14 protein-coding genes are annotated in these 15,537 nt (G+C 57.0%); 5 read left to right on the top strand and 9 right to left on the bottom strand.

Annotation, left to right across the window (positions count from 1 at the left end):
* Nucleotides 1–54: 54 nt before the first annotated feature.
* The 8 genes from G6L01_RS22850 to G6L01_RS22815 all read right to left on the bottom strand — a co-directional run bounded on the left by G6L01_RS22850 (nucleotide 55) and on the right by G6L01_RS22815 (nucleotide 8,303).
* On the bottom strand, nucleotides 55–906 hold the full coding sequence (locus G6L01_RS22850; RefSeq protein WP_070163352.1) for a fumarylacetoacetate hydrolase family protein: 852 nt from the start codon (nucleotides 904–906) through the stop codon (nucleotides 55–57).
* A 123-nt stretch (nucleotides 907–1,029) separates the two neighbouring features.
* Nucleotides 1,030–2,436, bottom strand: a complete 1,407-nt coding sequence (locus G6L01_RS22845) for an FGGY-family carbohydrate kinase (RefSeq protein ID WP_070163351.1) — start codon at nucleotides 2,434–2,436, stop codon at nucleotides 1,030–1,032.
* Nucleotides 2,437–2,450: 14 nt separating this feature from the next.
* Nucleotides 2,451–2,774, bottom strand: a complete 324-nt coding sequence (rhaM, locus tag G6L01_RS22840; protein WP_070163350.1) for an L-rhamnose mutarotase — start codon at nucleotides 2,772–2,774, stop codon at nucleotides 2,451–2,453.
* Nucleotides 2,775–2,776: 2 nt separating this feature from the next.
* Nucleotides 2,777–3,790 (bottom strand): ABC transporter permease, encoded by a 1,014-nt coding sequence (locus G6L01_RS22835; RefSeq protein ID WP_070163349.1) that lies wholly within the window; start codon nucleotides 3,788–3,790, stop codon nucleotides 2,777–2,779.
* Nucleotides 3,787–4,788, bottom strand: a complete 1,002-nt coding sequence (locus G6L01_RS22830; protein WP_070163348.1) for an ABC transporter permease — start codon at nucleotides 4,786–4,788, stop codon at nucleotides 3,787–3,789. The genes G6L01_RS22835 and G6L01_RS22830 overlap by 4 nt, the downstream gene beginning before the upstream one ends.
* A 9-nt stretch (nucleotides 4,789–4,797) precedes the next feature.
* Nucleotides 4,798–6,333, bottom strand: a complete 1,536-nt coding sequence (locus G6L01_RS22825) for a sugar ABC transporter ATP-binding protein (protein WP_070163347.1) — start codon at nucleotides 6,331–6,333, stop codon at nucleotides 4,798–4,800.
* Nucleotides 6,334–6,439: 106 nt separating this feature from the next.
* Nucleotides 6,440–7,435 (bottom strand): rhamnose ABC transporter substrate-binding protein, encoded by a 996-nt coding sequence (gene rhaS, locus G6L01_RS22820; RefSeq protein ID WP_070163346.1) that lies wholly within the window; start codon nucleotides 7,433–7,435, stop codon nucleotides 6,440–6,442.
* Nucleotides 7,436–7,490: 55 nt separating this feature from the next.
* On the bottom strand, nucleotides 7,491–8,303 hold the full coding sequence (locus G6L01_RS22815; RefSeq protein ID WP_070163345.1) for a DeoR/GlpR family DNA-binding transcription regulator: 813 nt from the start codon (nucleotides 8,301–8,303) through the stop codon (nucleotides 7,491–7,493).
* 202 nt (nucleotides 8,304–8,505) lie between these two features.
* Here G6L01_RS22815 and G6L01_RS22810 point away from each other — a divergent pair, with 202 nt between their 5' ends.
* The 3 genes from G6L01_RS22810 to G6L01_RS22800 all read left to right on the top strand — a co-directional run bounded on the left by G6L01_RS22810 (nucleotide 8,506) and on the right by G6L01_RS22800 (nucleotide 12,777).
* Nucleotides 8,506–10,617 carry a bifunctional rhamnulose-1-phosphate aldolase/short-chain dehydrogenase gene (locus G6L01_RS22810; RefSeq protein WP_070163344.1) on the top strand — a complete coding sequence of 704 codons (2,112 nt, stop codon included), beginning with the start codon at nucleotides 8,506–8,508 and terminating at the stop codon, nucleotides 10,615–10,617.
* 38 nt (nucleotides 10,618–10,655) lie between these two features.
* Nucleotides 10,656–11,948: an L-rhamnose catabolism isomerase gene (rhaI, locus tag G6L01_RS22805; RefSeq protein WP_070163343.1), complete on the top strand. Its 1,293-nt coding sequence runs from the start codon at nucleotides 10,656–10,658 to the stop codon at nucleotides 11,946–11,948.
* A 223-nt stretch (nucleotides 11,949–12,171) separates the two neighbouring features.
* The gene (locus G6L01_RS22800; protein ID WP_234891904.1) at nucleotides 12,172–12,777 is read left to right on the top strand and encodes a DUF1003 domain-containing protein; all 606 of its coding nucleotides are present in this window, start codon (nucleotides 12,172–12,174) and stop codon (nucleotides 12,775–12,777) included.
* A gap of 252 nt (nucleotides 12,778–13,029) precedes the next feature.
* Here G6L01_RS22800 and G6L01_RS22795 read toward each other — a convergent pair whose 3' ends face one another.
* Entirely contained in the window at nucleotides 13,030–13,290 is a 261-nt protein-coding gene (locus G6L01_RS22795; protein WP_070163501.1) for a PepSY domain-containing protein, read from the bottom strand.
* Between the two features lie 259 nt (nucleotides 13,291–13,549).
* Between G6L01_RS22795 and G6L01_RS22790 the strand changes: the two genes are divergently transcribed.
* Nucleotides 13,550–14,212: a response regulator transcription factor gene (locus G6L01_RS22790; protein ID WP_070163341.1), complete on the top strand. Its 663-nt coding sequence runs from the start codon at nucleotides 13,550–13,552 to the stop codon at nucleotides 14,210–14,212.
* Nucleotides 14,209–15,531, top strand: a complete 1,323-nt coding sequence (locus G6L01_RS22785; RefSeq protein WP_070163340.1) for a sensor histidine kinase — start codon at nucleotides 14,209–14,211, stop codon at nucleotides 15,529–15,531. The genes G6L01_RS22790 and G6L01_RS22785 overlap by 4 nt, the downstream gene beginning before the upstream one ends.
* Nucleotides 15,532–15,537 lie beyond the last annotated feature (6 nt).

The following is a 15,537-nucleotide window of genomic DNA, read 5'->3' as shown; positions in this document are numbered from 1 at the left end:
AAAGAACCGTTCTAGGCGGGCGTAAGTAAAGCCCGCCCAGAAAAGGCCATCGCCTTAAAGCGCGCCGATCACCGGGTTGACCAGCAAGCCAACACCAGGAATATCCACTTCGAACACATCGCCCGCCTTCATGTACAAGGGCGGCTCGCGTCTCTCGCCAACGCCACCAGGCGTTCCGGTGACGATTACATCGCCTGCCGACAAGGGGGTGAAGGCGGAAAGATAAGCAATCAGCGCAGGAATGGAGAAGATCAGGTCGGCCAATGTCGCCTGCTGAACGATCTCGCCGTTCAGGCGCCCCGTGATGGAAAGCTGCGTATAATCCTCCACCTCATCCGCTGTCACCAGAGCCGGACCGAAAGCGCCAGTCGCTGGAAAATTCTTGCCCGGCGCAAATTGTGAACTATGGCGCTGCCAGTCGCGCACCGAACCGTCGTGATAGCAGGAATAACCGGCAATATGCTGCATGGCATCTTCCTCCGTGATATCGCGTCCACCGCGCCCGATCACCACAGCAAGCTCCGCTTCGAAATCAAGGCAATCCGACTGGCTCGGCTTAATCATCGGTTGGCCATGGCCAATCTGGCTATCGGCAAAGCGGATGAAAACGGTTGGATGACCAACTTCAGGCCGCTTGGTTTCTTCCCGATGGGCGACATAGTTGACGCCGATGCACAGGATCTTGGCCGGGTCAGGAATGACCGGCAGCAGAGTAACATCCGAAAATGCCAGTTCCGGTTTGCGGTCTCCGGCATAGTCGGCGGCGATTTCCAGGAGATCATCCAGGATCGCCTGTTTCAGGGTCAGGCAATCATAGCTGAGACGACCGGTAAGATCGACGATGCCACCGCCGACCACCGCACCGAACCCTGCCCGGCCAAGCCGGGTAAAACTGACGAATTTCATGAGGATGTCTCCGATCTGCATGCTGAAATAACGATGAGACTGGTTCCTATCGGAACACGCCACCATCACCGTATGTCTAACAAGCCGACAAACGCAAACCAAGCGGGTAAAATCGTCCGCACTTCACGTTGGCGTGGAGGCTTCAGGAAAGACCATGCCGCACCGTTCCTGAAAATCCTGAAAATACGTTTTCAAATCAAGCTGATCCGGGTGGACACGGATCTCACCCGGCATCGGCACCACCATGCCTGTCAACAGCGCGGCCCCTTCCGCCGTCCCCGTCGGCGTTCCACCTTCAGCCACCACAACCTCACGCCCGGTACAGGCGGCAAGAGCACGAAGGTAGAGCCAGTTTTTGGCAAACGGCCCTTCGACGATAACAGGGCCTGTCGCACTGATCAACGATAGCGACGATGCCGTCATCATCGCCGTATAAAGGCTCGCCGCTGCATAGAGCTGTGCCGCACCTTCCGGCACCACCGTCCATCCACCGTTTCGGGTCGGATAAGGACCGGAGCCCTCGACCACGCTTGGCAGGCGCATGACATCACCGCTTATTACCTGCCCCGCCGCGCGCTCGATCTCAGCCTCATCCGGGGCCTCCAATCCCTGGATCAATATTTCGAATTCCCGTCCCCCCATATAGCGGCACGAGGGTACGGCCTGGCCATGCGCATCGACATTGGCCAAGGTATCGCGAACCGGATCGAGATGCGCGACCGTGCTGCCGACCGCAAACCCAATGATCCAGGTGCCGGTGGAAACCACAGCGAAAGGTTTTTCACGCCGCAACAGATGCGGCAGCAGCGAGGCATTGCTATCATGAATGCCACAATAGACAGGAATAGAGCGGGAGAGCCCTATCTGTTCGGCCACAGATTGCGTGACATCCCCCAAAACGTCGAAAGCCGAACACAAGGGAGCGAGATAGGGACCAAGCTCCAATCGCTCAACCAGGCTTGAATAACAGCCCCGCTGCGGCCGCCATAAATCCGTATGACATCCCAGCGAAGTCGCCTCATTCGCCGCCACGCCGGTCAGTCTGAAAGCCCAATATTGCGGATAGGTGACAATGGTCGCAACCCTGGCAAAAAGCGCGGGAAAGGTAGTTTTCTGGTAGTGCAACTGGGCGCCGAGATTGAGACCGCCCGGCAGGCGCGGTGAAAATGTTTCATCAAAACTCGGCCGCAAAGCATCATAGGCAAGAGTGATAGCTTCAGGATAGCGGTATTCGTAATCCAGCACCGGCATTGCCAGTTCACCGTCACCGTCAAGCAAAGCAGCACTTGCGCCATGGGTGGTGATGGAAATTGCATCGAAACCAGGCCCGGCGGCGAAAGTTTTCAAAGCGTTCAGGATGAAGGACCACAACTTGTCCGTATCGAAATGCGGATAAGGCCCCTCCCCGACAACTGTATTAGGCATACGCCGACAGCCAAGTTCCATGCCCGTCGAGGCCTGCAAGACGACGACCTTGGCATTGGTCTTGCCAATATCGATCACGGCGACGGTTTCGGATATCCTGCTCATGGCATGTAAAACACTCATAACATGTAAAATACCGGCACGAGATCGACAGCCACCGGCGATCCATCCGGATTGGTCGCCATGATATCACCCATATGCGCCCACCAGCGCTGCATCACCGGGTGCTCAGGCAGCGCGGCCATGCCGTGGCTTTTGCGCCGGGTCAGCAGGCCGAAGAGCGTGTTAGTTTCCCGGTCGAGGTGGATGGAATAATCACTAACGCCAGCCTCATGCAACAACGCCACCAGTTCCGGCCAGATTGCATCATGCCTCTTTTTATATTCGGCCTCCATGCCTGGATGGAGCTGCATCTTGAAGGCATATTTTTCTGTCTCTGCCATGCTCATGTCCTCATATCCCGCATCCGTCGCGCCAGAATTGGCAGGGCGATGGTGATGATCAGCAACAGGCCGATAAAGATCGACATGACGATGCCCGGCACATTCAACAGCCCGAGCCCAAAGGTCACCAGGCCCATGACGAAGGCTGCAATTACCACGCCGCCAATCGTGCCAGCCCCACCAACAATCGATACGCCGCCCAGCACCACCATGGTGACGGCTTCCAATTCCCATCCTTGGGCAATGGATGGCCGTGTCGAGCCCAGCCGGGAGGTCAGGCAAACGGCAGCAATGCCACTCATCAATCCGGTCAGCAAAAACAGGATGAATTTGACCCGATCGACCGGAATGCCTGAAAATCTGGCCGCCAGCGGATTATTACCGATCACATAGACCTGACGCCCGAAATTGGTGGCATGCAGCAGCACCGCAAACAGCGCTGCCAGCACAAGAAAGAGGACGAATTCGAAGGAAAACACCCAGGCCACATAGCCCTGGCCGAAATAGGCGAAGCTTTCCGGATATTTTCCATAGGCCTGATCACCAAGCACGATATAGGAAATGCCGCGAAACAGGCTCATCGTGCCAATGGTGACGACGATAGAGGGCAGTTTCAGCCCAGCCACCAACACACCATTAAAAACCCCGCATAGAAGTCCAACGCCGATACCAATCATCACCAGGCCGGGCGTGCCGATGCCCACTTGGGCTGCCGCACCCATAGCCGTCGAGGCCAGAGCAATGATCGCAGCGACCGAGAGGTCGATCTCACCGGCGATCACCAGCAATGCCATGGCAAAGGCGATCATCGCCTTTTCAGTGAAATTGAAGGTGGCGTCCGACAGGTTCCAGGCATCCAGAAAATAAGGGGAGGCCAGCGCGTTGGCGATGAAAATCACCACTGCGACACCCAATAACAGCACTTCCCAGCTAGCCAACAGGCGGCGTATCGGCGTGCCAAGCTTGTCGGGAATACGGCGCTTGGCCTGGGTTTGTTCAACAGGTGCCATTGTCATGCCGTGACCTCCTGAACCGTACTGCCCCCGGCCCTATCCCGCAGGATGATCCGGCCCTTTCTGCGTTCGGCCCGGGCGTTGAACACCACGGCCAAAACAATCACCACACCGGATATTGCCATCTGGGCGAAGGGCGAAATGCCGATGACAGGCAATGCATTCTTGATAACGCCCAGAAACAAAGCCCCCAGCACGGTGCCAACGACTGAGCCGATGCCACCGGCAATCGAAATGCCGCCGATAACGCAGGCCGCGACGCTGTCCAATTCGAAACCGCTGGCAATATCGACATAAGCGACGGCATAGCGCGACACCCAGAGATAGCCGCAGAGGCCAGCAAGTCCGCCTGATAGCACGAAGGCCAGAAATCGCGTCCAACCGATGTCGATGCCCGCATAAACCGCAGCCGTCGCATTGCCACCGGCGGCATAGGTGGCGCGGCCAAAGGTGGTGCGCCCCAGCACGACAGCCATGGCAATGACCACGATCACTGCCATCCATGCCAGGACCGGAAGCCCCATGATGACGATGCGCGGCAGATTGAGGAAATCCGGCGTCATCTGATGGGCGTTGACCCAGGCCCCGCCAGACAGAACGAAGGCCATGCCGCGATAGATCGTCAGCGTACCCAACGTCACGACGATGGGCGGGATCTGCAATAGCCAGACGAGATAGCCATTAATCGCGCCAAGTGCCGCCCCGATCAGCACCGCCGCCGCAATCAGGAGCACCAGCGGCAGGCCGGGAAAGTTCGAATCCAGCATCGCCACCGCCATGCCGGAAAAGGCCAGATTGGCGGCAACCGACAGATCGATTGATTTGGTGAGGATCACTGTCATCTGCGCCAACGCCAGAATGATCAGGATCGACGTATCGTTGAAGATCGTCGCCAGATTGCCTGGCGAGGCAAAACCGTCTGCACGGGTGGAGAACCCGGCGATCAGCAGCAGGATGATGACACCCAAGGCTATCTCGCGGTGTTTCAGCAGGCTTTTCATTGTCAAACCTCACGCATTGCCGGTGGCGGCCCGCACCAGAACTTCCGGTGTCAGCGCCTCCCGCTCAAAAATTCCAGCCTGCAAACCCTCCCGCATCACCATCACCCGGTCGGACATGCCAAGGATTTCCGGTAGTTCGGAGGAAATCATGATGATCGACAGGCCCTCTGCCGCGAGTTCGGAGATAAAGCCATGCACGGCCGCCTTGGAGCCGATATCGATCCCCTTGGTCGGCTCATCGAGAATGATGACCTTGGGCTTGGTCGCCAGCCATTTGCCGATCACCACTTTCTGCTGATTGCCCCCCGACAGCGTGCCAACCGGTACGGACAGCGCCACCGCCCGCAGGTCCAGCCGCTCGGCATAGTGGCGCGCCAGGGAAAATTCATTGATGGCCTTGAGAAAACCACGTGCCGAAACCCGCGCCAGAGAAGGCAGCGACATATTCTGGTAAATCGGCATTTGCAGCGCCAACCCATGCCGACCGCGCTCTTCCGGCACATAGACGATGCCCGCAGCAATGGCATCGGCAGGCGAGCGGATATCGACCATCTTGCCCTCCAACGTCACCGTTCCTGAGGCCGGGCGGGTAATGCCAAACAGCGACTGGCACAGTTCGGAGCGGCCCGCGCCGATCAACCCGTAAACGCCAAGGATCTCGCCCTTGCGCAATTGAAAAGAAATGTCCCGAAACTCGGTTTCATGGCAATACTGCGAGACGGAAAGCACCGGAGCGCCGATGGCAACGTCGATCTTTGGAAAAGCGTCATGCACGTCGCGGCCGACCATCAAGCGGACGATCTCATCCTGCGGCGTCTGTTGCAGCAGGCCGGAGCCAACCATCTTTCCATCGCGGAACACCGCGTAATTCTCAGCGATTTCATAGACTTCATCGAATTTGTGACTGATGAACAGGATCGCCTTGCCGTCTCGCTTCAGCCCGTCAACGATGCGAAACAGATCATCGATTTCCTTGCGCGACAGGGCCGCCGTCGGCTCGTCCATGATGACAATTCGCGCTTCAACCGAAAGTGCGCGCGCAATCGCCACCAGATGCCGCTGGGCAATCGAGAGATCCTTCAATTTAATGGTTGGATCGATCTTGCTTTCCAGACGGTCCATCAGCGCCCTGGCTTTGGTGTTGATACCGTTCCAGTCGATGAAGCCGAAACGGGTTTTCGGCGCATGGCCGAGGAAGATGTTTTCCGCAACGCTCATCTCGTCAAACAGCACCGTTTCCTGATGGATGGCCGTCACGCCCGCATCGATGGCAGCCTGGGCATTGGCGAAGGTTAGCGGCGAACCATCAATGACGATTTCCCCCTCATTGGGCCGGTAAATACCGGTGAGGATTTTGACCAGCGTCGATTTACCGGCACCATTTTCGCCGATCAGTGCCGTCACCTCGCCAGGATAAAGGGCGATAGTCACACCATCCAGCGCCTTCACACCCGGAAAGATCTGCGAAATGCCGCGCATCTCCAGGATCGGTGCGCGATCACCGAGCGGTATTGCATCAAGCTTTGTGGTTTGGACACTCATCATCGATTGCACCAGATCAGGCCAGGGAAGCCAGGAACGGATAAGGGTTCCCGGCGGCAGATACCGCCGGGTTCGATTGCCTCAGACCTCACTGTATAAAGTGGCTGGATCAGAAGATTTTTGAGAACTGATCGATATTCTTGGCATCGTAGACGAAGGGATCGGCCATCGCTGCCTCACCATTCTCGCCGATCTTGATCTTGCCCATTCGTCCAGCCGGAACCTCGCTGCCGGGCTTGCCGGTCGCGTCACCTTTCACCAGATGATAGGCGATCTGGGTGGCCGAATAGCCGAGATCGATCGGGTTCCAGATCGCAAATTCCTTTGTGGCACCGGATTTGATGGCACCGGCCATTTCCGATGGCAGACCAAGTCCTGTCACATAGACCTGACCAATCTTGCCCGCGTCCTTCACCGCCTGCGAGGCAGCCAAGACACCGACCGTGGTCGGAGCAACAATCACCTTCACATTCGGATGGGAGGTCAGGATGCCATTGGCTTCCCGGTAGCTCTTGTCAGCGAGGTCATCACCATAGACAGTGGTGGTGAGCTTGAGGCCGGGGAAATCCTTCAACTGCTTCTTCATCTCGGCAATCCAGATATTCTGGTTGGTCGAGGTGGTGGTTGCCGAGAGAATGGCGAAATCGCCCTTGCCATCAGCCAGATGGTCGGCAGCCAGTTTCAGGCACATCTTGCCAATCAACTCGTTAGAAGACGGGTTGAGATGCATGATACGGCCAGCAGGCGCCACGCCGGAATCCCAGGAAATCACCTTGATGCCGCGCTGTGCAGCTTTCTTCAGGGCAGGAACCACGGCATCCGGGTCATTGGCGGAAATCGCGATGGCATCGACGCCCTGGGCGATCAGGGAATTGATCACCTCGATCTGTCCTTCAGCCGTCGTTGTCGTCGGACCAGTATAGATGATCTTGACGCCACCCAGTTCCTTGGCCGCCTCCGCCGCGCCCTTGTTGGCCGCCTCGAAGAAACCGTTGCCGAGCGATTTCACCACGATAGCAATCTTCATATCGGCGGCATGCGCCATGCCCGCTGTCGTCACGAAGGCAATCGCCGCCGCACCGAACAATCGTCTTGAAATTTTCATGTCTTTATCCTCCCAGATGTTGAAACCGTTATCCCCCAAACGGCGTATCGCTTCCTCAAGCGACCGAAGGGGCGTCCTCCCTGTCGGCCGAGGTCGAAGCCCGGACCGTCAAAAGCTTTATTCCAGCCGCCTCCACCATATGGGTCGCCTCTTCAGGCACGCCGTCATCGGTGATGATGGTTGAGACCGCATCCAGCCCGCATAAAATCATGCTGGACCGCCGCGTAAATTTCGTCGAATCGACCATGACGATCAGTTCGTCGGCCTGGCGCATCAGCCGTTGCTCACTCTGGATCACCAGCGCGTCCGGCTCCATCACGCCCAGCGCCGAAATGCCCTGCGCGCCGATGAACATCCGGCGGGCATAGAAATTGCGGATCGCATCATTCTCAAAAGGCGACAGGATCAGGCTTTGATCCCGGTAAATCGCGCCGCCCGGCACATTAATCGTGCATTTCGAATGCTTGACCAGATGCTCGGCAATCGCAAAGGAATTGGTCATCACCTGCAAGCGCCGGGCTGACATGAAATGCACCATCTGAAAGGTGGTCGTTCCACCATTGATGATGATCGAATCGCCTTCCTCGCAGAGTTCAACAGCGGCGCGCGCAATTGCGCGTTTCTTATCGATATTGACCGATTCCGACACCCTGAACGGGCGGGCGGCCAGATTGCCCTGCTGCGGAGGATGCACCGCTTCCGCCCCACCCCGCACCCGGCGTAACTTCCCCTGGACATGCAGCGATGCAATGTCGCGCCGGATGGTTGCTTCGGACGCATCCGTCAATTCGGCAATATCCTGCACCGTCACCACAGGCTTTTCCTGGATGGCGCTGAGTATAATGCGATGGCGTTCGCGTTCGTGCATGGCGGTCCTCCTTGGCGTGTTTTAGGCTTAACAGATTGAACATGTCAATCACAAACGATCAAAATAGATTATATTGCAACGCACAATGAACATTTATGATCGTTTGTGATTGACACAAGCGATAAATTTGCGCGATACCCATAACAGGATGGAGCGCTCGCCGATATGGCGGGCCTTAAAATCACATTTTGGGAGGACTTCCATGACGGGCCAAACCGCAGCGGGCCAACCCCGCCTTCTCGACAATCGCTGGGATGATGTCTACGCCGAAACGCTGGATGAGGCAGGCAAGCTGCTCTACCGGTCCAACCTGCTTGGCGCCGACAAACGCATTACCAATTATGGTGGCGGCAACACCTCGGCCAAGGTCATGGAAACCGATCCGCTCACCGGCCAGACGGTCAAGGTTTTGTGGGTCAAGGGTTCTGGCGGCGATGTCGGCACCATCAAACTCGACGGTTTTGCAACGCTTTACCAGGACCAGCTTGAGGCGCTGAAAGGCATTTACCAGGGCGTTCACGATGAAGACCGCATGGTGGGCTTTCTCCCTCATTGCACATTCAACCTCAATCCGCGCGCGGCGTCCATCGATACGCCGCTGCATGGTTTCGTGCCGTTCACCCATGTCGATCACATGCATCCGGATGCGATCATCGCCATTGCCGCATCCAAGAACTCGAAAGAACTGACAAAGGTGATCTTTGGCGACGAGATCGGCTGGTTGCCCTGGCGCCGCCCTGGCTTTCAGCTTGGGCTCGATCTGGAAGCCTTCGTCAAGGCCAATCCGCAGGCCAAGGGCGTCGTGCTGGAAAGCCATGGCCTGTTCACCTGGGATAATGACGCCAAGGCCTGCTACGAGCTTACGCTAGATATCATCAATAAAGCCATCCAGTGGTTTGCGCGCGAAACCGAAGGCAAGGTGATTTTCGGTGGTGCGGCCACGCAAAGCCTGCCGTCCGCCGAGCGTCGCGCCATTGCCGCAAGGCTGATGCCTGAAATTCGCGGACGGATCGGCAAGGCCGAACGCAAGCTTGGTCATTTCGACGATCAGGACGCCGTGCTGGAATTCGTCAACTCCAATCATCTCCAGCCACTCGGCGCGCTTGGCACCTCATGCCCTGATCATTTCCTGCGCACCAAAATCCGGCCGCTGATCGTGGATTTCAATCCGAGCCAGCCGGATGTGGATGCCGTGCTTGCCGGTCTCGATTCCGCCCTTGAGGCTTATCGCGCTGATTACCAGCGCTATTATGAGAGCTGCAAACACGACAATTCTCCGAAAATCCGTGATCCCAATCCGGTGATCTTCCTCATTCCGGGCGTCGGGATGCTGTCTTTCGCCAAGGACAAGGCAACGGCGCGGATCGCTGGTGAATTCTACGTCAATGCCATCAACGTCATGCGTGGCGCATCGACCGTCTCTGAATATCAGGGCCTGCCGGAGCAGGAAGCCTTCGATATCGAATATTGGCTGCTGGAAGAAGCAAAGCTGCAACGGATGCCCAAGCCGAAAAGCCTGGCCGGAAAGGTTGCTTTCGTCACCGGTGGCGCGGGCGGCATCGGCAGAGCGACGGCGGAGCGGCTGGTTTCCGAAGGGGCTTGCGTTGTGCTGGCCGATATTGACGCATCAGCACTTTCGGACACGACAGCTGATTTCGCCAAGCGCCTTGGCGGCGATGCCGTCCGCTCCGTCCTACTGGACGTCACCCGAGAAGATGCTGTGATCAGCGCCTTTGCTGAGGCGAGTGTCGAGTTCGGCGGGGTAGATATTCTCGTATCGAATGCTGGCATAGCCTCATCCGCTCCCGTCGAGGACACCACGCTTGCCATGTGGAACAAGAATATCGACATTCTCGCCACCGGCTACTTCCTGGTGTCTCGGGAAGCCTTCCGGCTATTCCGCCGTCAGGCATTGGGTGGCAATGTGGTGTTTGTCGCCTCGAAAAACGGTCTTGCCTCCTCCCCCAATGCCTCGGCCTATTGCACCGCCAAGGCAGCGGAAATTCATCTTGCTCGTTGCCTGGCGCTGGAAGGCGCCGATGCCGGTATCCGCGTCAACACCGTCAATCCGGATGCCGTGCTGCGCGGCTCAAAAATCTGGAACGGCGAATGGCGAGAACAGCGCGCAGCATCCTCCAAGATCGAGGTGGACGATCTTGAGGAACATTACCGCAAGCGCTCGATGCTGAAACTGAACGTGTTTCCTGAAGATATTGCCGAAGCCATTTACTTCCTCGCTTCGGATGCGTCGGCAAAATCGACCGGCAATATCATCAATGTCGATGCGGGCAACGCCCAGAGTTTTACGCGCTAAACCTCTGGTAAAAGAGAATGCATCCTTGGGAGGAAAGCATGACAGACCTGAACATCACTGCGGAAGCGGTGGCCGCAGACAATGACAAACGGGCAAGCGCGCTAACGTCAGACTATAGCGCGCTTGGCGAAAAGCTGGCGCGCAGCAATATCGACATCGACGCCGTCACCAAATCCGTTTCCGAATTTTTCGTTGCCGTCCCCTCCTGGGGGGTCGGCACGGGCGGCACACGCTTTGCCCGCTTTCCCGGATTGGGCGAACCGCGTCACATCTTCGACAAGCTCGACGATTGCGGTGTCATCCAACAATTGACCCGCGCCACACCGAAAGTCTCGCTGCATATCCCCTGGGACAAGGCCGATCCGAAAGAGTTGACGGCCAAGGCCGCCACCCTGGGCCTCGGCTTCGACGCCATGAATTCCAACACGTTCTCGGATGCCGCCGATCAGGCCCATTCCTACAAATACGGGTCGCTCAGCCATGTCGATGCCGCAACCCGGCAACAGGCCATCGAGCACAATATCGAATGTATCGAACTTGGCGATCAGCTTGGCTCTAAAGCCCTGACCGTCTGGGTTGGTGACGGCTCCAACTTCCCCGGCCAGAGCAATTTCACCAAATCATTCGAGCGTTACCTCGCCTCGATGGCCGAGATCTACAAAACGCTGCCGGATGATTGGCGGCTGTTTTCCGAACACAAGATGTATGAACCGGCCTTCTATTCCACCATCGTTCAGGATTGGGGGACGAATTACCTGATTGCCCAGACGCTGGGGCCGAAGGCGCAGTGCCTTGTCGATCTCGGCCACCACGCGCCCAATACCAATATTGAAATGATCGTGGCGCGGTTGATCCAGTTCGGCAAGCTGGGCGGCTTCCACTTCAATGACTCCAAATATGGCGATGACGATCTGGATGCCGGTTCGATTGAGCCCTATCGCTTGTTTCTGGTGTTCAACGAGCTTGTCGATGCGCAGTATCGCGGCGTTGAAGGCTTCCACCCTGCCCATATGATCGACCAGTCGCATAATGTGACCGATCCGATTGAAAGCCTGATCGCCAGCGCCAATGAAATCCGCCGGGCCTATGCCCAGGCTCTTCTGGTAGACCGCGCCGCACTGGACGGCTATCAGAACGATAATGATGCGCTGATGGCCACTGAAACGTTGAAACGCGCCTATCGCACCGACGTGGAGCCAATCCTGGCAAAGGCCCGGCTCAACGCAGGCGGCGCAATCGACCCGGTCGCGGCCTTCCGCGCCTCCGGCTACCGAGCCAAAGTCGCGGCACAACGGCCAGCGGTCAAAGGCGGCTCTGGCGGTATTGTATAGTTGCATGCTCACAAACGGTTCTTGGTTCCAGTGAATTTTGAAGCTATGCATCAGGGGGCCGGGGCGGCAATTTTGTCGCGCCCGGTCTTTTCTGTCGGAGCCCTGCGTGTCCAACATTTCTCCCACATCCAGCCAGCAAGCCCATCGCTGCTGCCTCTGCCACAAAACCGTTCCGTCACGACATTTGCATCCCGTCAACTCGATGCGATCTTCGTTGATAGGATTGATCGAGGCGCAATGCGGCCCGTTGTCCGCCGATGCCAGGATTTGCGACGACGACCTGTCAGCACTGCGTCGCCAGCGAGTCGAGAAGCTGCTTGAGGAAGAGCGCGGTGAGCTTTCGGACCTTGACCGGCGCGTGATCGCCGATCTTGGCCGCGATGTTTCCACGGTTCAAAACGCAGCAGTGGAGATCGAACGGCCCACCCGGTTTGGCGATCGCGCCTCGGACGCCGTCGCCTCCTTTGGCGGTTCGTGGCGATTCATCATCATATTTTCCATCATCCTCATCACCTGGATGGCAATCAACTCAATCGGGCTATTCCTTCAGCCGTTCGACCCCTATCCCTACATCCTTCTTAATCTCTTGTTGTCCTGTGTCGCGGCAATGCAGGCGCCGATCATCATGATGAGCCAGAAGCGCCAGGAGGAAAAGGATCGGCGGCGGGCGGAGAACGATTACATGATCAATTTGCGCGCCGAACTGGAAATCCGCCAATTGCATGAAAAGATCGACCACCAAATGGCCCATCAATGGGCGCGCTTGGCTGAATTGCAGCAGATACAGATCGACCTGCTCGAGGGACGAATTTACAAAAAAGATATATGAGACTCCATTTTATTAGTTTTATTTAATATTAAGGTAAGAAACTGGTTCTACATTGGTTCTCACAGGGAATGGATCTTCCTCCGGCATCCCCTCTGCCACTCTGAGATCTCTTCGCCCAACCTGTAGCCGCCCGAAGAAGTCCCCTCAACTTCGGGAATTGATTTAGCGCCGCGCCTCAAAACGCGGCGCTTTTTTTTGCCCAACTGTGTTGTTGCGCCATGGAACCGGACGATACATGACCGTATCAAGTGCTCAGTCTCTCTGGTCAATCGGCTTAAACGTTTTCGGATCGAAATAGGCTTCGACTGTATTGCCTCTGGCATCGACAGCGTGGGCTTCATAGCACCCCTCGCCGCTCCTGATGGAGCGAACATTCCAGCCCTCTCCTTCAAGCTTTCTCTGCAAACTCTCTCGGGGTTGCCATTCTTTCAGCGGCACCGCGCATTTTCCCCCGGCCAAAGTCGCGCCTGCTAGAGCCAGAGTGATAGACAAGGCAATCAGCACAATCTTCATATCGAACCTCTCGTCCGCCAACCCATTAAATAATTGTCGGAATCGTTCAGCATCCAAACAGCGAACGTAGGAAATGCCGTTTATCGACGCGAGTGCCCTTTATCGTCAGTTGTGCTGACACCAAGCTGAAGATCCGCTGTGTGCTGCTTTCCAATATTTTTCTGAAATTTCGACCCGCTTAAGCTAGGTGTCATAAAGAACGCTAAAAGCTTCGTATTCCGGGCATTTTGTGCCAGGACCGTTCTGATCGGAGACACGCATGCGGGTATTGCTGGTAGAGGATGACGCTGTTCTGGGTCAGGCCATTCGCGATCATGTCGGGGCGGCTGGTCATGCCGTGGACTGGATGAAGGGGCTACAGGACGCCGAAGCCTGTACCAGAACCGTTGCTTATGGCCTGATCCTGCTTGACCTGCGTTTGCCTGACGGCAACGGCATCGACTTTCTGAAGCGGTTGCGCGAACATGGCGACGTGACCCCAATCATTATCCTCACCGCCCATGACCAGATCTCGGATCGGATCGAGGGCCTCAACTCCGGTGCTGACGATTATCTGGTCAAGCCATTCAATCTCGATGAGCTGACGGCGCGCATATTGGCGGTCGCGCGCCGTTACGCCGCAAAGCCAAATCCAATCATTCGCATCGGCACATTGGAAATCAACCCCACTGATCGGCGTATTGCCGATGGTGCCGAGGCCATTAGCCTCTCCAGCCGGGAATGGGCGGTGCTTGATGCACTTTTGGCAAGGCCTGGTGCCGTGGTCTCCAAATCCCGCATCGAGGAAGCGCTCTATGCGTTCGGATCGGAAATCGAAAGCAATACGGTGGAAGTTTATGTCAGCCGGTTGCGTAAGAAGATCGGCAAGGACCGCTTGCTAACCGTCCGCGGTGTTGGCTACAGCATTGCGGGGGCGGTATGACCAAGCCGAGCATGACCCGCAAACTTCTCCTGTGGCTTTCCGGCGCGATTACCGTGCTTTGGCTGGTGGCAGCAACCTGCGGCGCCATCGTCATGCAGGCCGAGTTCGGCGAGATTTTTGACAGCGCCCTGCAAGAAACCGGCGACAGGCTTTTGCCATTGGTCGTCGATGACATCATGCAGCGCGACCCGCTGAAAAGTCCCTTGCAAATCCTAACGACCGTCGACCCCAAATCTGATGGATATTTGATCTATCAAGTGAGAGATGCAAGCGGGCGGGTGCTGATGCACTCCCATGCTGAGGCAGCAGAACCCCTGCCCGCGCCGCTGACACCCGGTTTCTGGCAAAACGACACATACCGGATCTATACGACCTCAGCGGTCAGCGACACGATCATCGTGCAGGTGGCGGACTCAATGACCCATCGGCATATCTCTGCCCTTGCGGCAGGCCTTGCCATGCTGCTGCCGGTGATTGCACTTGTTCCGCTCAGCGTTTTGGCCGCCTGGTTGATCATCCGCCGCTCCCTACTTCCTGTCGAACAGTTTCGCCAGGAAATCAGCGCAAAGGATCACGGCAATCTGGCGGAAATTGACCTTAGTCCGCTGCCCAAGGAATTGCAGCCCATAGGACGTTCCGTCAATCTTCTGCTCACCAGATTGCGGTCCGCTTTAGATGCGGAGCGCGAATTTACCGCCAACAGCGCCCATGAATTGCGCACTCCGATTGCCGGTGCTCTGGCCCAGACGCAAATGATGCTGGCCCAGTTGAAGGAGCCGGAAACACGCGCACGGGCAAGCCAGGTGGAAGCCTCCCTGCAAAAGCTTGCGAGCCTCGCGGAAAAACTGTTGCAATTGTCTCGCGCAGAAGCGGGCATCGGCTCGACTGGCCAGGCTGTCGATCTTGTACCCGTGCTTGATCTTGTCGTGGAGGATTTCCAGCGCGTGACGGGAAATGCCATTGTTTATCGACACCCGCCAACAGCGACCCTGCCACGCGCCGTCAGCGAAGACGCCTTTGCCATTGTCGTGCGCAACATGATCGAGAATGCTGTGCGGCATGGAACACAAGACGTGGCGGTTGAGGTAACGCTTGGTGAAGACGGCACGATCAGCGTCGTCAACGGTTCTCCCGTTTTCTCACCCGAACACTTGGTGGCAATCCGAAAACGCTTCCAACGCGCCAATGCCACCACACCCGGCTCAGGCCTTGGCTTGTCAATCATCGAGCGCTTGGCAGAGCAGATGAATGCCCGTTTTGACATCCTGTCGCCCGCCAGCGGGCGACAGGATGGCTTTGAAGCCCGCCTGAGGATTTAAGCCACC

The sequence above is a fragment of the Agrobacterium vitis genome (genome assembly GCF_013337045.2).
GTDB lineage: Bacteria > Pseudomonadota > Alphaproteobacteria > Rhizobiales > Rhizobiaceae > Allorhizobium > Allorhizobium vitis_B.
Note: the sequence above shows the minus strand (reverse complement) of the source record. Positions and strands in the feature narration are given on the sequence as shown.